General features: G+C 40.3%; 25 protein-coding genes. 15 read left to right on the top strand and 10 right to left on the bottom strand.

Annotated elements, in window-relative coordinates:
* Positions 1-191: 191 nt before the first annotated feature.
* Positions 192-998 (bottom strand): biotin--[acetyl-CoA-carboxylase] ligase, encoded by an 807-nt coding sequence (locus NG743_RS04350; protein ID WP_257122118.1) that lies wholly within the window; start codon positions 996-998, stop codon positions 192-194.
* Positions 999-1,378: 380 nt separating this feature from the next.
* Between NG743_RS04350 and pgeF the strand changes: the two genes are divergently transcribed.
* The gene (gene pgeF / locus NG743_RS04345; RefSeq protein WP_193964956.1) at positions 1,379-2,158 is read left to right on the top strand and encodes a peptidoglycan editing factor PgeF; all 780 of its coding nucleotides are present in this window, start codon (positions 1,379-1,381) and stop codon (positions 2,156-2,158) included.
* 55 nt (positions 2,159-2,213) lie between these two features.
* Here the strand turns inward: pgeF and NG743_RS04340 are convergent, their stop codons facing one another.
* Entirely contained in the window at positions 2,214-2,792 is a 579-nt protein-coding gene (locus NG743_RS04340) for a Uma2 family endonuclease (RefSeq protein ID WP_027404702.1), read from the bottom strand.
* Between the two features lie 459 nt (positions 2,793-3,251).
* Here NG743_RS04340 and NG743_RS04335 point away from each other — a divergent pair, with 459 nt between their 5' ends.
* The 7 genes from NG743_RS04335 (at position 3,252) to gshB (ending at position 9,640) form a co-directional block, all read left to right on the top strand.
* Entirely contained in the window at positions 3,252-3,497 is a 246-nt protein-coding gene (locus tag NG743_RS04335) for a Calvin cycle protein CP12 (protein WP_027404703.1), read from the top strand.
* 467 nt (positions 3,498-3,964) lie between these two features.
* Positions 3,965-4,555: a DUF3177 family protein gene (locus NG743_RS04330; protein ID WP_027404704.1), complete on the top strand. Its 591-nt coding sequence runs from the start codon at positions 3,965-3,967 to the stop codon at positions 4,553-4,555.
* Between the two features lie 152 nt (positions 4,556-4,707).
* The gene (locus NG743_RS04325) at positions 4,708-5,007 is read left to right on the top strand and encodes a DUF7734 family protein (protein WP_027404705.1); all 300 of its coding nucleotides are present in this window, start codon (positions 4,708-4,710) and stop codon (positions 5,005-5,007) included.
* 56 nt (positions 5,008-5,063) lie between these two features.
* Positions 5,064-6,179: a cobalt-precorrin-5B (C(1))-methyltransferase CbiD gene (gene cbiD, locus NG743_RS04320; protein WP_027404706.1), complete on the top strand. Its 1,116-nt coding sequence runs from the start codon at positions 5,064-5,066 to the stop codon at positions 6,177-6,179.
* 292 nt (positions 6,180-6,471) lie between these two features.
* A complete protein-coding gene (guaA, locus tag NG743_RS04315; protein ID WP_027404707.1) occupies positions 6,472-8,094 on the top strand; it encodes a glutamine-hydrolyzing GMP synthase in 1,623 nt (540 codons plus the stop codon).
* A 122-nt stretch (positions 8,095-8,216) separates the two neighbouring features.
* Positions 8,217-8,477 carry a glutaredoxin 3 gene (gene grxC, locus NG743_RS04310; protein ID WP_027404708.1) on the top strand — a complete coding sequence of 87 codons (261 nt, stop codon included), beginning with the start codon at positions 8,217-8,219 and terminating at the stop codon, positions 8,475-8,477.
* Between the two features lie 200 nt (positions 8,478-8,677).
* A complete protein-coding gene (gene gshB / locus NG743_RS04305) occupies positions 8,678-9,640 on the top strand; it encodes a glutathione synthase (protein ID WP_027404709.1) in 963 nt (320 codons plus the stop codon).
* A 306-nt stretch (positions 9,641-9,946) separates the two neighbouring features.
* Here gshB and ftsZ read toward each other — a convergent pair whose 3' ends face one another.
* The 3 genes from ftsZ to NG743_RS04290 all read right to left on the bottom strand — a co-directional run bounded on the left by ftsZ (position 9,947) and on the right by NG743_RS04290 (position 13,490).
* On the bottom strand, positions 9,947-11,245 hold the full coding sequence (gene ftsZ / locus NG743_RS04300; protein WP_027404710.1) for a cell division protein FtsZ: 1,299 nt from the start codon (positions 11,243-11,245) through the stop codon (positions 9,947-9,949).
* A gap of 895 nt (positions 11,246-12,140) precedes the next feature.
* On the bottom strand, positions 12,141-13,082 hold the full coding sequence (locus tag NG743_RS04295; RefSeq protein ID WP_027404711.1) for a cell division protein FtsQ/DivIB: 942 nt from the start codon (positions 13,080-13,082) through the stop codon (positions 12,141-12,143).
* Between the two features lie 45 nt (positions 13,083-13,127).
* Positions 13,128-13,490, bottom strand: coding sequence for a hypothetical protein (locus tag NG743_RS04290; RefSeq protein WP_027404712.1), 363 nt, complete (start codon positions 13,488-13,490; stop codon positions 13,128-13,130).
* 714 nt (positions 13,491-14,204) lie between these two features.
* Between NG743_RS04290 and NG743_RS04285 the strand changes: the two genes are divergently transcribed.
* From NG743_RS04285 to psaI, 6 genes are all read left to right on the top strand, one after another.
* Positions 14,205-15,035, top strand: a complete 831-nt coding sequence (locus NG743_RS04285; protein ID WP_257121581.1) for a photosystem II manganese-stabilizing polypeptide — start codon at positions 14,205-14,207, stop codon at positions 15,033-15,035.
* 1,601 nt (positions 15,036-16,636) lie between these two features.
* A complete protein-coding gene (locus tag NG743_RS04280; RefSeq protein ID WP_027404714.1) occupies positions 16,637-17,431 on the top strand; it encodes an RNA polymerase sigma factor SigF in 795 nt (264 codons plus the stop codon).
* 136 nt (positions 17,432-17,567) lie between these two features.
* Positions 17,568-18,440 carry a hypothetical protein gene (locus NG743_RS04275; RefSeq protein ID WP_027404715.1) on the top strand — a complete coding sequence of 291 codons (873 nt, stop codon included), beginning with the start codon at positions 17,568-17,570 and terminating at the stop codon, positions 18,438-18,440.
* Between the two features lie 2 nt (positions 18,441-18,442).
* Complete coding sequence (locus NG743_RS04270) at positions 18,443-18,685, top strand: hypothetical protein (RefSeq protein WP_027404716.1); 243 nt, start codon at positions 18,443-18,445, stop codon at positions 18,683-18,685.
* A gap of 86 nt (positions 18,686-18,771) precedes the next feature.
* A complete protein-coding gene (locus tag NG743_RS04265; protein WP_257121580.1) occupies positions 18,772-21,105 on the top strand; it encodes a hypothetical protein in 2,334 nt (777 codons plus the stop codon).
* Between the two features lie 98 nt (positions 21,106-21,203).
* The gene (gene psaI / locus NG743_RS04260) at positions 21,204-21,344 is read left to right on the top strand and encodes a photosystem I reaction center subunit VIII (RefSeq protein WP_071992853.1); all 141 of its coding nucleotides are present in this window, start codon (positions 21,204-21,206) and stop codon (positions 21,342-21,344) included.
* Positions 21,345-21,682: 338 nt separating this feature from the next.
* Here psaI and NG743_RS04255 read toward each other — a convergent pair whose 3' ends face one another.
* Positions 21,683-21,802, bottom strand: coding sequence for a photosystem II reaction center protein J (locus NG743_RS04255; protein ID WP_015081481.1), 120 nt, complete (start codon positions 21,800-21,802; stop codon positions 21,683-21,685).
* Between the two features lie 23 nt (positions 21,803-21,825).
* Between NG743_RS04255 and NG743_RS04250 the strand changes: the two genes are divergently transcribed.
* Positions 21,826-22,089, top strand: coding sequence for a hypothetical protein (locus NG743_RS04250; RefSeq protein ID WP_257121579.1), 264 nt, complete (start codon positions 21,826-21,828; stop codon positions 22,087-22,089).
* Positions 22,090-22,115: 26 nt separating this feature from the next.
* On the opposite strand, the gene psbL is transcribed toward NG743_RS04250, so the two are convergent.
* From psbL to NG743_RS04230, 4 genes are all read right to left on the bottom strand, one after another.
* Positions 22,116-22,235 carry a photosystem II reaction center protein PsbL gene (gene psbL, locus NG743_RS04245; protein ID WP_015081482.1) on the bottom strand — a complete coding sequence of 40 codons (120 nt, stop codon included), beginning with the start codon at positions 22,233-22,235 and terminating at the stop codon, positions 22,116-22,118.
* A 9-nt stretch (positions 22,236-22,244) separates the two neighbouring features.
* The gene (psbF, locus tag NG743_RS04240) at positions 22,245-22,382 is read right to left on the bottom strand and encodes a cytochrome b559 subunit beta (protein WP_010997987.1); all 138 of its coding nucleotides are present in this window, start codon (positions 22,380-22,382) and stop codon (positions 22,245-22,247) included.
* A 9-nt stretch (positions 22,383-22,391) separates the two neighbouring features.
* A complete protein-coding gene (gene psbE / locus NG743_RS04235; RefSeq protein WP_027404718.1) occupies positions 22,392-22,640 on the bottom strand; it encodes a cytochrome b559 subunit alpha in 249 nt (82 codons plus the stop codon).
* Between the two features lie 111 nt (positions 22,641-22,751).
* On the bottom strand, positions 22,752-23,771 hold the full coding sequence (locus NG743_RS04230; RefSeq protein WP_027404719.1) for a photosynthesis system II assembly factor Ycf48: 1,020 nt from the start codon (positions 23,769-23,771) through the stop codon (positions 22,752-22,754).
* Positions 23,772-23,835 lie beyond the last annotated feature (64 nt).

Below are 23,835 nucleotides of genomic sequence, written 5' to 3'. Positions count from 1 at the left end.
TGTTGTGTGTAATAAAGGTTAAATAATCAATATTCGTCATTCGTCAGTGGTCAGTGGTGAATAAGAAGTTACAAACGAACAACAGACAAAATCCAATCCTCATACCTTGTCTGAATTAAGATGTCCAAGATTAAAGGATTTACAGGATTAAAACGGAAAACTACTCACCAATGACCCATTACCAGCCTTAATTAAGTTTGACGATAACCCAAGCTAATTGTACCCGGTTGGACAGAAATTTCTGGTGTTAAAGCTGCTTTTGCATCATCAGTTGTCATTTTTAAACGCAGATTACCTTCTTGAGTCACGCCAACTACTTTACCTAAAAAATTATTGACATAAACCTGATCACCCATATTTATAAGTAAATCAAGGTAGTGAGACAAAAGTATGTTTATTCCTTCTGTCTGTAGACACTCTATACCGGACTTAATTCCTATTAAAACCTGTGAGGTGAGGATTTCTAGGTGATCAATCATCTGACAATTCTGGGAATTTTGCCATAATTGCAGATTGATTCCAGTTTCTGGGACTTGATTTGCCCAATTAATCCCCACACCAATCATAGCTTGAGTGATTTGTCCTTGATTGACCTTGGTTTCAGTTAAAATGCCGCCTAACTTGCGACCATCTAATACTAAATCATTTGGCCATTTTATGCCCACAGGTATACCACATTTTCTTAATTGTGCTGTAATTCCCCAAGCACTAGCCAAGGTAAGTTGATAACTGCTGGTAGCTGCCAAATTAGGAGCTATTGCCATTGAAAGATATAAACCACCCTTAGGAGACTGCCATTCTCGACCCCATTGCCCTCTGCCGGCGGTTTGCTGGGTGGCAATAACTACAGAGCCGGGTTTTTCTCCTTGGTCAATTAGTTGCCACAGGGTTTGATTTGTGGAGGATAAGGTGTTAAAAATATGTAGAGAAAATGGTAAATCTTGATGCTTATATTTTGCTTTTAAGCTATCTACCAAAAGTTGCTGATTAAATTCCACCACAGTTCACCATTGCTTTAAGAGACTTCCAAATAAAAAAATATCCCGTCGTTATGAAGGCAGGGGAGTAGGGAGTAGGGGGAGTAGGGGGAGTAGGGGGAGTTGGGGGAGTAGGGGGAGTAGGGGGAGTAGGGGGAGTAGGGGGAGTTGGGGGAGTTGGGGGAGTAGGGGGAGTAGGGGGAGTTGGGGGAGTAGGGGGAGTAGGGGGAGTAGGGGGAGTAGGGGAGAAATTTCTTCCTCCTGAACTCCTGATAGCGCAGCGTGGCGTTAGCCATACTCCTGAATGGGCGCAGGCCCTGCGCCCCTACCTCCTGAACTCCTGAACTTCTGCTATAGAATTGATTGAAGGTTATTAATTGTCTATTGAGGTTTGGTTAAAGATGCACACTTGGCAATGGCACAATTGGGAAGGTCTACCTTACTTAACTTGTAATCTTCTAGAACCCTGGTCTCATGGTTTCTTTACCCAACAGTTTTGGCCACGCTTACCTCATGAGCTAACTCCGGTTCTACAACCGGATGCTTTAGCTTATCGCTTGAAACAGGTACATGGCAATACTGTTTTAACTCCCCAGGAAGTTGATGATCATGTCAATACCAGTGATGATGATTTGGCGTTGGCAGATGGTTTAATTAGTCATCAACCTTTACAAGCTGTGTGGGTGGCTTCTGCTGATTGTACACCTGTGTTGATTGGCGATGTCAAAACCGGACAGGTGGCGGCTCTACACGCTGGCTGGCGGGGTACAGCGGCGAAAATTGTGCCTGAAGCTATTGCAAGAATGCGATCGCATGGTAGTAATTTAATAGATTTGCGAGTAGCAATGGGTCCAGCTATTGCTGGGGAAGTTTACCAAGTCTCTGTGGAAGTGGCTGCGGAAATTGGCAGTACCGTTGTACCAGATGGTCAACCAGAAAAAGTTGTTTCTGCTTTACACAATTTACCTAATTCACCTTTGCTTCGAGATCCAGAACCGGGAAAGGTGCGTTTAGACGTGCGCCAGGTAAATGCTTTACAATTGGAACAATTAGGATTTAGTGTAGAACAAGTGGCGATCGCCCCCTATTGTACTTTCCAAACTCCAGAACATTTTTTCTCTTATCGGCGAGAAAAAGAGAAAAAGGTGCAATGGTCAGGAATCGTGAGTGCAGGTAAATAATAGCATTATATTACCATGACTTACCAAGATGATCCGGTTGTTGAAATTCAACAACCTATCCCCAAATGATTTCCATATTTAAAATAAATTCTGGCAAAATATCTTCACCTAATAATTCTTGGGGAAATTCTAATATCTCTACTGGTTTACCAAGACGATAAATTTCCACTTGGCGCATTTTTCGATTAATTAACCAACCTAATTTAACTCCATTATTGATATATTCCTGCATTTTTGCTTGCGTTTCCTGCAAACTATCACTAGGTGACATTAATTCTAAAACAAAATCTGGGGCAATTGGTGAAAACTTTTCTTGTTCTGCTGGTGTGAGTGTATCCCATCTTTCTTTTTTAATCCAAGCAACATCAGGAGAACGATTTGCACCATTGGGAAGTTTAAAACAGGTGGAAGAGTCGAAACAAACCCCTAGTTTATATTTACGATTCCAAAACACAAAATCTGCGGCAATTTCCACATTGCGTTTTCCTGTTGCTCCTCCTGTTGGTGACATAATCAATATTTCTCCTTTGGCATTGCGTTCAAATTTGACTTCAGGATTTTCTCGACAGAGTTGATAAAATTGCTGATCACTTAATTGGATAATAGGGTTTAAGTTGACGGTGATAGCTGTCATAATTATTAGCTATGTTACTGGTGTTTGTCTTTTCTTTGAAAATCTCTATATTTAGAGGTATACCATACTGTTCTTCTGGTAATTTAATATAAATTATTTTGCTGGATTTGATAACCTTTATTTTTTTAGGTAGAATGGTTGTAATTAATTGTATTCAAATAGATTATCTAAGATTGCAATCAAGCATATTAAATATTAATTATATATGGGATGCTTATAAGCGAGATTCAAAGTCTGTATTCAAAATGAAAATCTGGTAAGTTATAGGTGTAACAGCTTATGATATTCATGGGATAATACTCTAGATATATCTCGCTCAATAAGCAAAAAGCCTATTGGGGAGATACTACCCACCAGAATTATCGCCAAAAGTGTAAAACTAGTAATCTCAGAGACAGAAAACTAAAATTTTCAAACTTTTTCTATACTAGTATAAACAAAACATAAAGAGACAAAATCATGACCAATATTCAAGAAAAAACCAGTAACGATATCCAAGAGAAAATCCAAGAAGAAGTGGAACAAGCTCGCACTGTGTGTGATATCTCAGGTAGCAACTCTGCTGAATGTGCTGCGGCGTGGGATGCTGTAGAAGAACTGCAAGCAGAGGCTTCTCATAAACGTCAAATTAAACCCAAAAACTCTTTAGAGAAATACTGCGATGCTAATCCAGAAGCAGACGAGTGCCGTCTGTACGAAGATTAAAATCAGGAGGTAAATATGAATACTATTGCCAATTTTCCTCAATATGTCTGAAACCCAATAAAATCGTGACGATATCAATAGGGTTTCAGGGTTTGGCAATAGTAAGTAGTTGGACAGAATTAATTACACAATGTCATTGCGTTAGCGTAGCGTGGCGTTAGCCATATGGAACGAAGTGAAATGAAGCAATTCCAATGGTTGTGATTGCTTCCCTTCCCTCGCAATGACTGTAAATATTTTTGTCCAATTACTTAGTTATACCTGTTTTATTGAGTAATAATTTTTTGGGATATCAATGGCTTTAAGCACGATTAATCAATGAATCTGAACCAAACGGGGAATAAACTCCCCGTTTTTCCTGTTGGAACAAAGTCCAGTCACTAAACAAACTTATTTGTTGAATGGCTAACGCCACGTTACGCTATCAAATATCTATTCACAAATTTTTCTATTTTTTTATTGACTTTATGACACAAATATGGTTTCGACCTTATGTTTGGATGGACTACCGATTGGCGTTATTATTTACGCTGATTATTCCCTTAATTCTTCTGGTTTGGACATTTGTACAAAAAGCAGAAGGAATGCAGCGCTTATTAATGATTTACTGGCGAGTAGCTAGTTTATTAGCTATTAGTATGTACTTGATGATTGGTGGTTTCGGAGTTAGTTTCATCTCCGCTCTAATGGCGCAGGTTCTCATTCCTATGGCGCTATGGTTTTGGGTAGACATCAATGATGAAATTGACTATTATCCCAATAGTCCATTAAAACTGATTTTTACTTCTTGGCGTTGGGCAACAACGGTTTATTGTAGTTTAGGCGCAATAGCTCTTTTACCTTTTCTGGGGTGCGCTTTTTCAGGAACTGCTCTCCAAACTCCTTACTGTAGCGTTTGGTTAGAAGCACCATTACTATTTAAAGACTATTTTCACCATAATAGCAAACCTGCTTTTCTCGGATTTTTGGGGATAGTTACTTTAGCAATTTACGTAGTTTATTTAAGTTATTTTGTCGCGGTTAAACTTGGCAAATATGGACGTTCATCTGCACATTAAGCAAAATTATCCGCGGCCATCATTTTCTATCTGCGATTAATTCTTTCCTGCTGTACCTCACTTAGATAGAAATCGCTATAATCCCGACCAAATTATCCCAAATAATAAATCATCTTAATCAAACTAATCACAAAAATCATAGTCTCGACTGCATGAATAACTCTATTAGTAAAAGACTGGAACAATATACCGTTAAAAAATCCCAAGAAGTTCTCATTATTAATGTAGAAATTGATGGTGAACCAGATCAAATTGCTGTGTTTAAAGGCTTTTCTAGTTCTTTGATGCGTCCAACTGCTTATGATCCAGATGTCCCGGTGTTACCAGATACGGCTACAATTATCACAATTGACCGCATAGCAAGTCCCTATAATCCTGACTCACCCCATTATTTTCAACAAGATATTTCTTGGGAAGATATGCAGGTTTTATTATCAAAAATGGGAATTTAGATGAAGAGTGGGTAAGATTTTTTTGAATTTTGAATTGTTAATTTTAAATTGTCACTATGTCCAGTTCTGGATACACTTTACCTGTTTTTGCTTGTGCTGCTGCTGTTGCGGCTTTGCATTGGTTACGCCATCATCAATCTTTGCAGATTACTACTATAGACTTAATTGAACCTGCTGAAATTGCTGAAATACCCATTGAACAAGTGGCGGGAATATCGGAAAATCAGGCTTTGGCGATTACTCGCAGTGATCCTGGTGATAATCTAGATTTAACGAAGAATACACCAATTTGGGCTGTGGTGGCATGGTATGAGGGAGATGGAGAAACGGTAATTATTGAGGGTGGTGAGGGAATTGGGAAGCAACTTAATGGTGAGGGGAAAGCGGCAATTTATGGTTATGCTCAGAGATTATTAACGGAAAATTTGCAGCGATTATTAGCACCGACGGAAAAAATTAAGGTAACAATTATTTTACCAGAAGGGCGATCGCTCGCAATTCGGACTTCTAACTCTGCTTTCGGAGTTGTGGAAGGACTATCCTTGCTAGGAACAACAGGGATTTCTCAACCTTTAAGTACACCAGATCAATTAGCAGTTTTCCGCGCTGATTTAGCAGCAAAAGCCAGTCAATTTCCCACTTTAGTCTTTTGTATTGGCGAAAATGGCTTAGATCTAGCCCAAAAACTCGGTATCAACCCCGCACAAATGGTAAAAACGGCCAACTGGTTGGGACCGATGTTAGTCGCGGCTGATGTTTTAGGTGTAAAAGAAATTTTATTATTTGGTTATCACGGTAAATTGATGAAACTAGCGGGGGGAATCTTTCACACTCATCATCATTTAGCTGATGGTCGGCGGGAAATTTTCACAGCCCATTGTGCCATGCTAGGATTAGGGTCTTTAGATATTCAAACCATTTTTCATAGTCCTACAGCAGAAGCCGCATTAAAACATCTGAGAAGTCTAGATAGTAATACCGGGAGTAATTGGGTAAATCAGGTTTATAACTCCATTGCGGAAACAATTGATACCCGCACCCAAGCATATATGGATAGCCACAATGAACAAGGTAAAACCATTATAGCTTGTGGTTCTGTGCTTTTCGACCGCGATCGCCAAATCTTGGTAAAAAGCAAAACTGGTTGTATGTTACTGGCAAAATTGTGCTAACTTAATATAAATTATCGTAAGTAAGTAGGTTAGCATTGAAAATCGTCGTTATGGCAAGGCAAGAGGCAATCATGCAAGAGTGAAGAGGGTTTGGGCGATTTTACTTTTCTTTACACAGATTGGTTTTATTGTGTTCACCTACTTATCACAAATAAATATTTTTAACTATGATTTGCATGATTAATTTTAACTATGATTAATTTGATTTAGATGATTAATTAATCTGCTATCACCATTAATCACAAAAATCACAGTCCAGACTTCTTATCCCTAACAACACACCCTCCATAGCATGAATACAGCGGTGACTCTACCAACCGAAACAATACCCCAAACACAGGAAAATTTTGGGAATCTTAAAGGTCAAATAATTGTCATTTTAGACTTTGGCTCTCAATATTCTGAATTAATTGCCCGTCGTATCCGCGAAACACAAGTATATTCAGAAGTTATTTCCTATCGCACCACAGCAGAACAGTTAGAAAAAATCAACCCCAAAGGGATCATCCTTTCCGGTGGTCCAAATTCCGTATATAGCGACTACGCCCCCCATTGTGACCCAGAAATCTGGAAATTGGGAATACCCATTCTTGGTGTTTGCTATGGAATGCAACTTATGGTTAATCAACTGGGTGGAGAAGTAATCACAGCCGAACGGGGTGAATACGGTAAAGCATCTTTATATATAGATGATCCTACAGACTTATTAACTAATGTCGAAGAGGGTACAACCATGTGGATGAGTCATGGAGATTCAGTCATAACCATGCCTCCCGGCTTTGAGTTACTGGCACATACTAAGAATACTCCTTGTGCAGCGATCGCTCACCATAACAAAAAACTCTATGGAGTCCAATTTCACCCCGAAGTCGTCCATTCTCAAGGTGGTATAGCCTTAATTCGCAACTTTGTTTACCATATCTGTGACTGTGAACCAACTTGGACAACAGCCGCTTTTGTCGAAGAATCAATTCAGGAAATTCGCGCCAAGGTAGGAGAAAAACGAGTATTGTTAGCCTTATCTGGCGGGGTAGATTCTTCTACCCTGGCTTTTCTCCTGTATAAAGCCATTGGTGAGCAGCTAACCTGTGTATTTATTGATCAGGGTTTTATGCGAAAATTAGAACCCGAAAGGTTAGTGAAGTTATTTAAAGAACAATTTCATATTCCCGTAGAATATGTCAATGCCCGCGAACGATTTATCTCTGCTATCGCTGGAGTAACAGATCCCGAAGAAAAGCGTCGCCGCATTGGACATGAGTTTATCAGTGTTTTTGAGGAAACATCAAAAAATCTTGGTCATTTTGATTACTTGGCTCAAGGCACACTTTATCCAGATGTAATAGAATCTGCTGATACTAATGTTGATCCAAAAAGTGGTGAACGGGTAGCAGTGAAAATTAAAAGTCATCACAATGTAGGTGGTTTACCAAAAGACTTGAGGTTTAAACTCGTAGAACCACTGCGGAAACTATTTAAAGATGAAGTCCGCAAAGTTGGGCGTTCTGTTGGGTTACCAGAAGAAATTGTCCAACGTCAACCATTCCCCGGACCCGGTTTAGCCATTCGCATTTTAGGTGAAGTTACTTCCGAGCGCTTGAATATTTTGCGAGATGCTGATTTAATTGTTCGTCAAGAAATTAATCAACGCGGTTTATATAATGAGGTTTGGCAAGCTTTTGCGGTTCTATTACCCATTCGCAGCGTTGGTGTTATGGGTGACAAGCGCACCTATGCCTATCCCATTGTTTTACGGATTGTCACCAGCGAAGATGGTATGACGGCAGATTGGGCGCGGATTCCCTACGATGTGCTAGAAGCAATTTCTACCCGCATCGTGAATGAAGTCAAAGGTGTTAACCGTGTGGTTTATGACATTACCTCCAAACCACCTGGAACTATTGAGTGGGAATAGGGAATTGGTCATTGGTCATTGGTCATTGGGAAGAATGTTTAACCCATTACCCATTACCCATTACCCATTACCTATTAACTTAGGTCTAAAATTAAGAAGTATTACGTTTAGTTGAGAATATTATGGCTGCGAAAGTAGAAATTTACACTTGGACTACTTGCCCGTTTTGTATGCGTGCTAAAAGTCTACTTAAAAGTAAAAGTGTTGATTTTATCGAATACAACATTGATGGAGACGAAATAGCAAGAAATAAAATGTCAGAAAGAGCCAATGGAAAACGCTCCTTACCACAAATTTTTATTAATGATGTTCACATTGGTGGTTGTGACGATATTCACGCTTTAGAACGCCAAGGTAAGTTAGATGAGATGCTAGGTTCGTAACAATTCCTCACTCAGGCGCATTAATCCCACACTCCTAAGAGTGAGATGTGGGACTTCTGCTGTTTGTGTTAAATCATATTGTGGATCAGATCCCCGACTTCTAAAATTAATTTAATCGTGTCTGAGAAAAAGGTAGCAAAGAAGTCGGGGATTTTTAAGAGGATATTTAATAAAACTCGTAGATAAAAGAGGTATAAAGAGTGAAACTAGCTTTTATTATTGATCCCATCCATCGGCTTGATCCATGTCATGATACTAGTGTTGCTTTGATGGAAGCAGGGCAAATTCTAGGACACGAAATTTGGATAACACAAGCAAATTTGCTAAGTGTTATTGATGGTAAAGCTTGGGCTGTCTTGCAGCAGGTAGAACTTGTTCCTGTCGAGTTACTAGAGGGGCGTTGGTTAGCTGTTAATCCTTGGTTTAAATTAAACCCTAGTGTCTTTACTCCTTTAGAAACGATGGATGCCGTATTTATGCGGACAGATCCACCTGTCAATGATGCTTATCTTTATGCTACTTATATTCTGGATTATATTGACCAAAACAAAACTTTAGTGCTAAATAATCCGGCGGGAATTCGTGATGCTAATGAGAAAATGTATGCTCTCCAGTTTAGGGAATGTATTCCCGAAACGATTGTCAGCGCTAATAAACAGGTAATTCGCCAGTTTGTGGAAGCCAAAGAAGCAACAATTCTCAAACCACTGGGAAATAAAGCTGGAGAGGGAATTTTATTTTTACAATCAGGCGATCGCAATTTTAATTCCATTGTTGAACTTAGCACCCTCCAAGGTCAAGTTCCTGTTATGGTACAAAATTATTTACCCCAAGCCAAGGAGGGAGATAAACGGATTATCTTACTCAATGGTGAACCCATAGGGGCGCTAAATCGCCTTTCTAGTGGTAGTGATTTTCGGAATAACATGGCAACAGGTGGCACAGTTGCTCAAACCACCATTACCCCAAGAGAACAGGAAATTTGCAGCCATTTAGCCGCAAAACTCCGGCAAGATGGCTTAATTTTCGTGGGTATTGACGTAATTGGTGGCTACCTAACGGAAGTCAATGTCACAAGTCCCACAGGCATCCGGGAAATTGACCGTCTTGATGGTACTCACCTTGCTCATCAGGTGATTCGATGGGTAGAAGCTAATAAATAGGCAGGGGAGTTGGGGGAGTTGGGGGAGTTGGGGGAGTTGGGGGAGTTGGGGGAGTTGGGGGAGTTGGGGGAGTTGGGGGAGTTGGGGGAGTTGGGGGAGTTGGGGGAGTTGGGGGAGTTGGGGGAGTTGGGGAGAAATTTCTTCCTTCTTCCTTCTTCCTTCTTCCTTCTTTCTTCTTTCTTCTTTCTCCTGAACTCCTAATAGCGCAGCGTGGCGTTAGCCATACTCCTGAACTTCTAACAACTTGTATACACCAGCCTCAACTGAGACTGTAAATTTAATCTAAAATCTCATATCCACTATCATTTAATTTTTTGGTGGTGTTCGTCGTCTTTGCAGAAAATCGGGGATATCCAAGGAAGGTTTTTCTTTTGGTTGTTCTACAACTGGACTGGGGTTATTGACAGGTTGTTGTAGTGGTGAGGGTCTTCTAGTAGTTGTGGAAGTGGGTGTGACAACTCTAGGGGTAACTACGGTTTGTGCTGATGGAGGTTGGATGTCACCTGTAAATCCAGTTGCAATTACAGTAATTCTGACTTCTCCTTGCAGTCTGTCATCAATTACCGCTCCAAAAATAATATTGGCATTAGGATCAACGACTTCATAGATTGTTTCTGCCGCAGCATTAACTTCATGAAGGGTCAGATCGCTACCACCAGTAATATTAAAGACAACTCCCCTGGCTCCTTCAATAGAACATTCTAGCAAAGGTGAAGAAATTGCGGCGATCGCTGCTTCTCTAGCTCTAGACTTGCCCGAACTCACACCAATTCCCATCAAAGCCGATCCCGCATCAGCCATTACAGCCCGCACATCAGCAAAGTCAACGTTGACCAATCCAGGAATGGTAATAATATCAGAAATTCCTTGCACACCTTGACGCAATACATCATCAGCATAGCGAAAAGCTTCTTGCACGGGAGTTTGTTCAGGAATGACTTCCAATAACTTATTATTGGGAATAATAATTAAGGTATCTACCCGACTTTTCAAGCCTTCAATCCCTTGTTCTGCTTGGCTAGTGCGTCTGCGTCCCTCAAAGATAAATGGACGAGTCACCACACCAACAGTAAGAGCGCCCATTTCCTTGGCTATTTCTGCCACAATTGGGGCTGCACCTGTACCTGTCCCACCACCCATACCAGCAGTAATGAATACTAAATCCGCGCCTTCTAAAGCAGTAGCAATTTCATCACGAGATTCTTCCGCCGCCTTTTGACCAATCGCCGGATTTCCTCCCGCACCCAGTCCTCTAGTTAATTTTTGTCCAATTTGCAAGCGACTAGGAGCGCCCGCTAAAGTCAAAGCTTGAGCATCAGTGTTAATTGACCAAAACTCAACACCGGACACATCAGACTCAATCATGCGGTTGACAGCATTACCACCACCACCACCGACACCTATCACCTTAATATTAGCAACACGGCCTGGCACAATTTCACCAATACCGCTATTTTCAGGAGAAATTCTCTTGCTATCCTTAACTTGGGCAAAATTCAGCCCAGAGTTACTAAAGGGATTATTTGAGTTCACAGCCTGGGAGAACCCTAGTTGTCCTGGAGTTTGAGAGTTATTAGTCAGCCCTTGGTTATTATCAAGTGTCATTGGATTTGTGAAAGGTATATAAACGACTTTTTTCGGTGTAATTCACCTACGAGTCAACCAATTGCCAAAATTTGTCTTGGCAGTGGATTTTATTTTTTTTGCTATTTCCCAGCCTATATGATGGCAGGTTAAAATGTGATAATTTGTCCATGAAAGAGGTATAAAACCTCAGTTGTAGGCTCAGATATTCAGACTATTGCCGGCTAACCCTTTTACTTATGGATTGTTGATTAGCTTTACAGTTTATGATCTGGCAACTGCCAAGATAGTTAAGACATCAATTGATTATGAAACTCTGTTGATTACAGGATTTTACTCAGTGATTCCTAACTTATGTGACTCCTTCCATATCAACCCCTGATTTTGCTGACTCCCCCCTATTCTTAAAAAGTATAGTTCCAAAAAGTATAGACATTCATTGATCTCATCCTTTTTATCAGCAACAGATTAATTCAACAATAGCGTTAGCTAAACTTCTCCGTAGCCCCCACCATAACAAAACAACCCTATCTATGGATTTTAAGCTGTTGGAACTGCTTGACAGCAGATATTCAACTGGTTATTAACTGTTTGATAGAGTTTAATGCTAGTACCGCAGGGCGTTCGTTGAGCAAGCTTTTTGGCAATTGAGAATGGTTCATTGACTTAACCGACAGTGTACTAGTAATAATTTTTAATAACCTCCCCACGTTTTTTGATGAATGTTTTTTAGTTACTAACTTTACAACCTCTGGCATGATTTTGTAACTAATGGCTAAAGAATCCCATATCTATATGTGTAATATATACCTAATTTACAAAAATATGAAATTAGCAACTGAAGTTACTAGTTTAGATGATTTGTCTGTTGAGCTAGGCACAGGCAGAAGGAGGCAGAAAGCAAAAATGTTGATTGTCAACGGATTGGTGTTTTGTTCAGTAAGTCTGATTTCTTGATCACTAAGCCTGATTTTTTTTGATTCATTTGTACTAATGGAATAGCAGGATTTTTGAGATCAATGTAATCTATCTTACTAGGATTAACTTCATTTGGTAAACGGCGCATTTGGACAAGTGCTTGAATTTGTTCAGTTAATCTATTGCTAGGGCTACCTAAATGCACATTTCCTAATTCAGTTTTCAAAATTAAATTCGTAGGATCTTGAAAATTAATTTCTGTCACTTGGAGAGAACTGCTACTGATAGCTTCATAAAGTTGCTTCCAGAATGGCTGGTATTGGGCGATCGCCCCAATTACTATGAGTCGAGGTAATTTGGACTTGGGGCTAATGGAGATATAGCCTGATAAAGGCATCCATACGCCACTAGCATCCAACAAACCCAGTTCATTTTGTTTCTTAGCCGTACTGCTATTTTGTAAACAAGACTTAACCTCAGTAGACTTGCCCGTGAAAGCCGGATTTAGCACACAACTAGTTACCGTTTGATCTTCAGTTATTTGAGCTATCGCCACTGGTATTCGTTCCTGGATTTCAATAATTAAACCAGGAGGTAATAAACGGCGGCTAACCGTAGCTTGGGCAATGTTCGGTTGTTTTCTTAAAGAATCAGCAATTAGGGCAGGTTGAACTCGCCATAAAGACTGAGGAGACGACAACCCCAACAATGAATAAATATCCTTTTGCGTCAAAACTTGACCACCAGATTTAATCACTATTTGCCCCGAATCCTTTAACACCCACATCGGTTGGATTGCCCCCCAGAATAAAACCGCAGCAAATCCAGTTACAGCCAGTGTCCGCCAAATAGCCTGAAGAATTTTGAGTTGTCGCTGCCGGCGTAATTTTTGGCGGCGTTGAGCTAAATTTGTCCGAGAAACTGATAATATCCCAGCCATGCAACCCTCTTATGAATATCAATCCAATCTACAAGATAAATTGAACTATTCTAACGAGTCATCAACTTTGAAAACATCATGAGTATATTTGGGAAGATTATCCTCATCACTAACTTCCTCCGACAAATTTACTAACAAAGCTTGTACTCGCATTCGCGCAATATAAGGCCAACCCCCCTCAGACTCAATATCTCGAAGCAGCGAGTATAATCTTTGGCGATTAGTCGGCAAATTTTCCTGAAATACTCCATCCCGAATTTCTTTGTGCAACTTTTCTAAATGACGTAACAAACCTAATAATGCAATCACATCTCCTTCACAGTTCTGAGCTACATCTTTAACCGCACCGGAAATCGCCTGTAGCTGGCAGGACAAATCCCCAGATGCATAATTTTGATCATGGTTCATGGAACGGGTTACTCCATAAAACTAATACGATACTGGAAAAGTCCCTAAATTGATCAACAAAAGAGTCATACAGCAGAATTACTGGAGTTTCAGAGTCAGGAGTAAAACCGTCTTGGTGTCTGGCTTTACCTCATTGATCTGCTATTTGCTGTATATAGCGGTCAGTAAGTTGGCGTTAAAAATTATTGGCCGAACTCACGGACAAGAGAACAAATTTTGGGCAACTTTACTTTTCGTTACATACTTTTGTGAGAAGCCGCTCCGCGTCTACGGCTTTTTGCCGTTCACCTACTTATGCAGTGAAATGAGAGACAAAAATTAGGTCAAAAGCCATCCAGCACTCCCGACTACTAAAAGAGCGTAGGGACTGCACCCTGAACTCCTGAATATATAAGTTTCTAACTATTCTCAGGTAAGGAGAATCCTTGATGCTAAGGTAGAGAAGGCTTTTTCATGATTTGTGCTGGACAACAGCCAAATTTAACCACTAGAGCGCTTTGATTTTGAGTTAAAAAAAATCGTATGATCTGGCTAATTTCCCTATCCAAACACTCTTGTTGTATGTCCTGAAAACACATACATCATCCAAAATGGATGTGGTTCGCTGCTTAGTCTATGGTTTAAATTCCCGACTCAGGAACGCAATGCGTCCAAGTACGTTTACTAAAGCAGTTTGACAACTTAAATATTAACTTTTTGAGATTGAGGTTAACCATGAGGTATCGCGCTTTAATTGTTGCTTTCTTGGCTCTATGCTTAGGGCTAATCACCGCTTGCAGTGATGAACCTTCCACTAGCGTCCGTGATGTACTCACTTACGAACAAATTCGTGGCACTGGCTTGGCTAACAAATGCCCCCAACTAGCAGAAACTAGTCGTGGTTCAATTGCTATTGATCCCAGCTTGAAGTATAGCATCAAAGAACTTTGTTTAGAACCAACCAGTTTCTTTGTTAAGGAAGAACCTGCCAACAAACGTCAAAAAGCAGAATTTGTACCTGGTAAAATTATGACTAGATATACTTCTACCATTGACCAAGTACAAGGTCAGCTAATCAGTAATGCAGACAAGAGCTTAACCTTTAAGGAGGAAGATGGTCTGGACTTCCAAGCTATCACCGTTAAACTTCCTGGTGGTGAACTAGTACCCTTCTTATTTACCATCAAAAACTTAGTTGCACAAACACAACCTAATTTAACTAGCATCAATACGTCCACTGACTTTGAAGGAACTTTTAAAGTACCTTCCTATCGTGGCGCTGCTTTCTTAGACCCTAAAGGTCGTGGCGTGGTCAGTGGCTATGATAACGCTGTAGCTTTACCAGCCGGATCTGATAATGAAGAATTGACCCGTACTAATGTTAAACGTGCAGAAATTCTCCCAGGTAAAATTTCCTTACAAGTAGCCAAAGTAGACAATACTTCTGGTGAAATAGCTGGAACTTTTGAAAGTGAACAACCTTCTGATACAGATTTAGGTGCAGGTGAACCTAAAGAAGTGAAGATTCGTGGTTTGTTCTACGCACGTATTGAACCCCTTTCCTAAATATTGATACAACATCATAGGAGCGTATACTGTATAAATATTTTAGCAATTTAGTAACTTAATATACCTCTATGATGTTGAAAATGAATTCAGGAGTCACAAGAATTGATTTGTGATAATTACCCCAGCCAAGATGTACTCAGCTATCAATGTGCATCTTGGTTTTTTTATACTCAAAACGGCTTAATAATTTGATTCTGTGGGTAGGGGTAAAGCAAAAGCTTAATGGTGTCAATTTAAGCCCTGGCGAATGGAAAGATGCCTCCGGCACCCGTCAGGGATACACGGCTACACAAACAAAGTCCGCCTGCGCGGACTAAGGAAAAATCAAGGATTGAAACCCACGCAGGTGGGTTTTGCCTGTGTAGACGCGGTTTCTAACCACCTGTTTTACGTTAAGTTGACACCTATGAAGCTCTTGCTTTACCCCTACAAATCTAGGTTTTTCGTAATTTTGTAAAAGTCCATGTCTCAACGGTGTTTAGTAAGTAATTGGACAAAAATATTTACAGTCATTGCGAGGGAAGGGAAGCAATCACAACCCTTGGAATTGCTTGATTTCACTTCGTTCCATATGGCTAACGCCACGCCGCGCTAACGCAATGACATTGTGTAACTAATTCTGTCTCACTACTTATCCCAAGACATATAACCAAATCTTATGATTAATTAGTTAAATTAAGTACAATCCCGGTTTAATATTAAATGGCTAATTGTATATTTTAAATTTATGACAATTATCTAATAAATTACGAAACCTACTTAGATTAGTTAAGTAGAAAAACTGTAATGATATTACTATTACTGATCGTACTTTTTAACATATTTACGGCAATTTCTTAGAGGTAAAACTTGCACTTGACATACGAGCGGGAGTCAAGAGTTAAAAGTCTCTTGCTGTATAAGGACTGCTGAAAAAACGTCAAACGTAAATGAATCAAAGGTTTGAGGTTGATAAAAAGGAAAATAGGTGTAAGGTTTTTGAGGGGGTAGTACCAAAAGGAGCATTTTACCTCTAATAAACTTAAAAGTTTGGGGATGACAGATATCTGAAACTGTCCTCGTGGCGTAGCACCTGTTACCTCCCTTCACTAGAAGACTTATTCCGCAAACCCTATATAGCCTTTACTCGATGCTCTCTATCTCATTCCAGTACATACCCTGATACGTAACATAGGGTGGCTTCAATTCTGTATCTCTACATCTAGCCGAATATAAGTAGGTGAACCGAAAAATTTAAAGGTATGTGAAGAAAAGTAAAATCGCCCAAAACTCTCTTCCTGTTCCCTGTTCCCTGTTCCCTTGCCCCAACGACAATTTTTAATGCCAACCTACTTAGTTCTTATTTTTACGGCAGTTTCTCCGAGAAAGGAGAACACGGGCAACGTTTCAAAAGAAAGAAAAAAACTGCGATCGCCGCTAGTAGTCTGTCAACCCGAAAATGACGGGTGAAGGCAAGCAGGGGGAGAAGAGAGGCACCGGGGGCAGGGGAGGGAAGAACAGAAGTTTTTTCCGATCATTACCCGTCAAAATAAATTTGACGAACTACTAGTTTAAAAGCAACTATATACCCAATTTACTTGTTTAAAAATCAAACTGCTATGACTAATACAACTACAAACGAAACAAATAATAATGAACTCAAACATAAAATTTCACAGTTGTTGGGGGAGTATCAACAATCCCGTTCTGAAAGAGTCCGCAATCAGCTAGTACAACTCAATTTAGGACTAGTCAGAAAGGAAGCGTATTATTGGATTAATCAGTGCGATGAGAGCTATGAGGATCTTATTCAAGTAGGCTGTATAGGCTTAATTAAAGCAATTGAGAAATTTGAACTTACTAAGGGCAATGCTTTTAGTTCCTATGCGATGCCCTATATTCGGGGTGAAATTCAACACTATCTGCGAGATAAAGGTGTAACTGTAAGAATACCCAGACGGTGGTTAGCACTACAACAACAAGCTGTTGGGCTTTCTCGTTCTCTCCGTGAACAATATAATCGCCAACCTACTGATAGGGAATTAGCTGTGGCATTGCAAATTTCTCTGAGTGAATGGCAAGAAATTAAATTAGCATGGATTAATCGCGCCCCTTTAAGTTTGGATGTACCTATACAAGATGGGGAAGAAGGTTCTACTTGTTTGGGTGAGTTAGTTCCAGATACTAAATATCGCAGTTTTCAACTAGCTCAAGAAGACCAAATTCGTTTACAACAAGCTCTGATTAAGTTAGAAAAACGGACTCGTGAGGTTGTTGAGTGTGTGTTCTTGTACGATTTAACTCAAAAACAAGTAGCAGCACACTTAGATATTAGTGTTGTCACAGTTTCTCGCCAAGTCAAGAAAGGCTTAGACTTGTTGAAAAAGATTATGCTTGGTGCGGCAGAAGATTAGTTATGGAATGGGATTCCGAAATACCAAAATTTAGGTTATAAAGAAGACAGAATTAAGCCTGTGGTCTAAAATAAGGGCTGATCAGCAACATTATATTCCTATAAACAAACTTTCCTATAGTTTTCAAGAACAGCTAATGAGTAAAAATTCCCATATTGCTGCCGCAGCTATTTTAACAACCTTGGTACTTACTGGATGTACTGTAGGTGAACCACCAACAGCTACTAATCCTGCCAGTCCTCAATCAAATCTTAGTCTTCAAGCAACTACTCCGAAGCCGGCACAGCTACCGTCTTTGACTCAACCTTTTAATAATCCTCTTGTATCTAGTAAACTACCCGTGAGTCCTGGTTCAGTTGACAGTTTGATTCAACCAACAAATGGTACGGAGCGTTTGTTGGTGGTACAGAGAGGAAGAACTGATCCTTTTGGGCAAATTGTAGAGTCAATAGGTGTGACAACAACTAAGCTCCCTGGGGAGAAAATTGCTGTTCCTAAATTACCCCCTTTACCTACAGCAACTCAGCCGAAACCAATAAAAACAATAGCAACTAAACCCGTAATTTTGTTACCGAAGAAGCCATTACAGATCGCCCGAAAACCCTTGATCAGACCAGTTTTACCTACGGTTTTGGCTGGATCTGTACCGTCTCCTAAACTGAAGACGATATTACCACCAGCACCACAACCAGAAACGGCTAAAGGTGTGATTGTGACTGGTGTAATTTTAATTGGTAAAGTACCTCAAGCAATTGTACAAGTACCGGATGAGCCAAATAGTAGATATGTACAACCAGGACAAAGACTGGTGAATGGGGTGTTGGTAAAACGGATTGAAATGGGCAAAGGCTCTAATCCGACTGTGATTTTGGAACAGTACGGTGTGGAAGTTGCTAAACAAGTAGGGGAACAACCAGTTAAAGTATCTAAACCAGCTACTACAGCTTCTGTGGGTAATCCTATTTCGATGGTGAAGCCGATGGGAAATCTTGTGGGGGTGGCTTCATAGCTATGAATTTACAAGAGCAAATAACATTTGCTGGTTTACCTTTGGCTGTATATCGGGAAGTGGCGGCGCATCTTCGTCAGGTGGTAGGTGTGGAAGTGGGACTAATTTCCCAAACATCTGTGGAGTTTGATTACAACCAAAGTCAAGTTTCTGGCTTATGGGTTTCATGGACACCAACTGCTGATGCGGAAAGTCGGGAAAAGTTTAAGCAGATAGTGGCTTATTATCAAAATCGCTATAAGTAGGTTAAGAAAAGATAGCTAGGTTAAACTGACAAGCAGGTTAATGCAAAATATTTATTGGCTGCTCTTCGGTTTAGGCGTTATTTATAATGGAAAACTGGCAATTTCTGATACAGAAACAGGGGGATCATACTTGGCGCACGTTGGAGTCGTCAAATTTGGAGATTTGGGCAGGTAATTACCGAGTTTTGGCTCGTTCTGGTCTAAATAATACGGATGTTGATGTGCGAGTTACCCATATATCTACTGAAGAGGTTCCGCCGAAGCGGAGACTTCTGAAGCGATCGCGCCGGACTAATAGTGAAGGACTGATGGCTGTAATTCCTTTTACCCACTTTAAACCAGGGATTTGGGAATTACGCTGCTCTGGGGATATTATGTCAGATATGCTGGGTCAGTCCTGGCAACGTACCCTCATTATTCAGGTATCACCCCTAGAAACTAGCCCTACACTGCCTCCTCAACTGGTTGAGGAAGGTGATCTGGCTGTGGCGACTGATGCTGATACTGAAGTCAGTATTGTGATGAATCACGGTACTCCCGTCTGGTTTAAGGGGGAAACAACTGAGCAGATTTTACAAAACTTATTAGATTTAGCTTTACCTGAAGATGAACCCTTACTAGATGAGGAGACTATTGAAAATGCGCCGATTTTACCACCACCTCTACTACTGAATCTGAGTTTAGATCAAGATACTTATATTGTTCGTTGGGGGGACAATTTTACGATTCATGGTGATGTGGAAGTAAATGAAATAGAGAATCTGGAAGATGAAGGATTTTCTCTGGGGGGACTTTACCAACTCCGGCTAGAAATTGCATTGCGATCGCCCTTAGAATCAAAAGTTATCAACCGGATTCAGCAGCCATTAACAAATCAAGTCTTACCTTTTGGTTTTAGCAGTTTGATTAATATTCCCCTCAACTGTGAATCTAAGTTACTTTTAGCAGATATTAATTTATATGGTGCATTAACTGATGTTGGTGAGATCATTCTTTTGGCTAATCATACCTTCACGATTACAGCCAATGTCACTGAATTACTAGCACGACAAACTTTCCCATCCCATTCCAGTTACGCTTTACCAGAAATAAATTCACCGATTAAGCCTAAGCCCTCTATCAAGATTCGATTAGAACTTTTTAATGTGGCTAAAACGCCAAATTTAGCCCAGTTTCACATTTTAAAGCCCTCTCCAAACCAACCTTTGCCACCCCAGATTAAACCTCTGGTATCCTTGAAAGTTTTTTCACCACAATTACCAAATTTACCTCAAAATCCCACACCTGAGATTACTACTGATTCGCCACCAAACTCTCTGGCAAAAACCCTGGCTATTCATCCAATTGATTTGAAAAAGTTGGTAATTAAACCAGTCCATGCTACTTTACCTTACTTGAAACGGTTGCAGGTTAAGCGGACTCCAGGGGAAACAGTCACTGATCAGTTAGATGTTGTTGAGAAAGAATTAGCACCTCTGAATAAATCTCCAATTTTACCGACTTTAGGAACTTCATCAGTAAAAATATTGAAATCACCAATTGATGAGTCTATCCTGGAGGACACATCCTATGCGGAATTAATCGCGGGAATTGTGGCGGAGGGGAACTGCTTACAGCAGGAGTTTGCGATCGCAGATGAGGAATTGAATGTGGTTGATTCTCAGGAAAATTACTTAATTCCCCAGGATGAGGAATTGAATGTGGTTGATTCTCAGGAGGATTCCTCTCTCTTACAACAATGGGTGGACAGTCAAGGATACTTGTTAATTGAAGCTGGTTCTGAAGAATCCTTAGACAAGGATGCTGATGAGGAAATAGCAACTCAGGTAGATTCTCTTGCTGACAATCTTCTTTTAGAACTTAATGAACCGGAAATAGTCACTATCACCAGTCCAATCACAACCCAGCCGGGATGGTTGTCTCAAGAAATAGTTATAGATAATCTGGTGGTGACAGAGGATGGGGATAACTTGGGTGATGAAGTGATAGAGGATCATAATTATTCTCTTGTCTCGGAGGATAAAGCTACACCGGAGAAATCTGGCGTGATCATGGAGTCTTTACCAACTCCCCAATTGTCTTTACCAGAGGGTGAACTTGTTGCGGGTACATCTGTAATGGTGCGTGTAACAATACCCGAAGTTTCATCTGCGTTAGCTATTAAGTTATGGGTGGAAGATTACCAAACTCGGAGTCTCCTGGATGGACCACATATTCTATCAGATTTACGTTCTAATGCTTGGGGAGAAGAAGAAACGGCAATTTACCTCAAAGTTCCTTTTGGCTGCTTAGAAATTCGCTTATCGGCGATCGCTCTTGATCAGACTACTCAGCAAGAAAGTGACAAATTCACCATTGTTAAGTCAGTAATTCCCCCTAATTTACCAACCATAGAACTGGATGAAATGTTGGGAATGTAAAAAGCTGTGTTAAAAATCTTGATAATTTGGCAAATTAGGGAGGGTTTTGCAGTAAGCTCAATTTGAATTGTAGTAAGACTTTACAGGACTCTAATTCTATGTCAAGTTCATTTTTGCCTACTATTTTGGCTTATTCCTCCTTTTTACCCTCTATCCTCGTTCCCCTAACTGGCTTGGTTTTACCAGCAGTTATTTTCGCATTTTTGTTTTCATACATTGAAAGCGAAGATATTGCTTAATTAGAGTATGGGTAATTGGTTAACGTGAGTTCGACACGGAGAGGGGTTGGGGTTCACCGAATTCACGTTCGGTTACTTGATTTTTTCGCCAATTACTTATTTACAAACAAAACCGCCTAAATCGTTGATTTAGGCGGTTTTTATAGCGATTTTTGCAGAATAAGTTCAGAAATGATAATCAAGCAAAAATCCAGTTTTTTGTATTTTTAATTGCTATCTTCTTCCAGAATAGTAGTTACCAGGTAGGTGAGGACAGAAATTGGTGAAAAAAGTCATAACACAAAAGACTTTCAAACTGCCTGTTCCCTATTCCCTATTCTCTGTTCCCTGCTATGGGATTACATTGAAGAACCAATTCCTGAGTAAGATCCATAAAAGAAAATACCTACAACAGTTATTACACCTAATCCTGCGATCGTAGCGACGACCCACAGAGGAATTCTTCCACTTCCAGACACAGTTTTTTCCTCACTTACAAAAATTGTCAATTGTCAGTCGTCAGTTGTCAGTTGTCGGTTGTCAGTCGTCAGTCGTCAGTTGTCGGTTGTCAGTTGTCGGTTGTCAGTTGTCAGTTGTCAGTTGTCGGTTGTCGGTTGTCAGTTGTCGGTTGTCGGTTGTCAGTTGTCAGTTGTCAGTTGAGAATATTCTTTCTGTAACCTATTACCAATTACCAATTACCAATTACCTATTACCTATTACCTATTACCAATTACCAATTACCTATTACCAATTACCTATTACCTAACTAGCAACTGACGTTAAAAAGTCCAGTTAGTTAAAGAAGTAACTGGAAAATAGAATTCCCAGAACGAAGACTAATAGTAGTCCAAGATAGAGAGAGGTACGGTTTAATTCAACCGGTTGTTGATTGGGATTAGGCGTTCTTTCCATGATTAACTCCTAGCGTTGGATAAACTGCATTGAGGCGATCGCGCCCAAAAAGAATACAGTAGGGACAGCTAAGGTATGCACCGCGATCCATCTGACTGTAAAAATGGGATAGGTAACTGGTTGATTGATGTTATTACCGCTAGTCATGATCTCAAATTACTTTCCAATAAATGTTTCTACTTGTTTTTTTGCGTCAAAACGATCACTTACAATTGGCACTTCTTGACGGACTTGAGTAAAATACTCATTAGGACGAGGTGTACCAAACACATCATAAGCCAGACCAGTGCTGACAAATAACCAACCAGCGACAAACAATGCGGGAATGGTGATGCTGTGAATTACCCAGTAACGAATACTGGTAACGATGTCAGCAAACGGACGTTCTCCAGTGGTACCTGCCATTTATTTCACTCCCTTATCAAAAACTATTATTGAGTTTATTATCCTACAAAGTTTAGACAGAGTTACAACTTACAACTTTCTTCTGGCGAATACATCCATAGTTGGGTGTAATTAAGCCGCTGGGGCTGTTGTTGCCTCTGGTTTGGGGTTATATTTGAGTAAAACACCGCGATCGCCAATGATAAAGCCTTGATCAGGGCTAAAAAATACAATTTTGTAAAGATTAGCTGCAACTGTTTCTACATCACGGTCTTTTTCCCAAGTTTTACCACCATCAGTGCTGCGGAGTAAATTACCGCTACCACCACCGACCCAAATTTCTTCAGGTGTCCGATAAGCTAAATCCAGTAAACCCCAACTTGTAGATAACTCTGGATATTCCCCCTCTAACCACTCTTCAGGTTTTGTCGGATCACTAAACTGCACCTGACCACCCCGTGCTAACAACCACATTTGTCCATCGTTAGTAAAACCCATATTTTCCAAACGACGGGAACTATTGCGGTTGTGGGGTTGCCAAGCATCTTGACCAGGTTCCCAAGTGGAGTAAAAACTCCCTTTCGCAGAAACAGCGATATACTTACCATCGGGCGATCGCTCTAGGTTTCTCACCACGCCAACTGCGGCTTCCAAATTAGCTTTCCAGTTTTGACCACCATCTATCGTTTGATAAATTGCCCCAACATCAGTAGCCATTTCCGCCTTATTTTCAGCTAGTGCTGTAATGGCAATTGGATTACCAGGTAACTTTTCGCTTAAAGAAATCCGTGACCAAGACTTACCCTCATCAGTAGTGTGGAGTAGCAGAGAAGGTTCTCCGGCAATCCAACCTTCCTGACCAGAGAAACTCACCGAGTTAAACCGATATCGAGGATCATCCAACTCTAATTTTAGCGGTTGCCAAGTCTCACCACCATCATTAGTTTCCAAGAGAGTGGCATTACCACCCACCAAATAACCATGTTGAGAGTTACCAGTAAAGCCAATATCTAACAACTTTGCATCCGTGGGAACATTAATCACTTGCCAGGGATTGTAGCTAAGAGAAGAAACACTACTACACCCAATACAAGCGATAACTACTATTAATGCGGCAACAAACTTTTGCCACTTTTTTACAATTGAGTGCATCAGTATTACTGAGGTTTTCCTAAATTTGGTAGATTTTTGTCGAATTCCCTACAAAGAGAAGTTC

It is taken from the genome of Dolichospermum heterosporum TAC447, assembly GCF_024584745.1.
GTDB classification, from domain to species: Bacteria; Cyanobacteriota; Cyanobacteriia; order Cyanobacteriales; family Nostocaceae; genus Dolichospermum; species Dolichospermum heterosporum.
The sequence above is the reverse complement of the archived record's forward strand: the minus strand, read 5'-3'. Positions and strand labels throughout refer to the sequence as shown.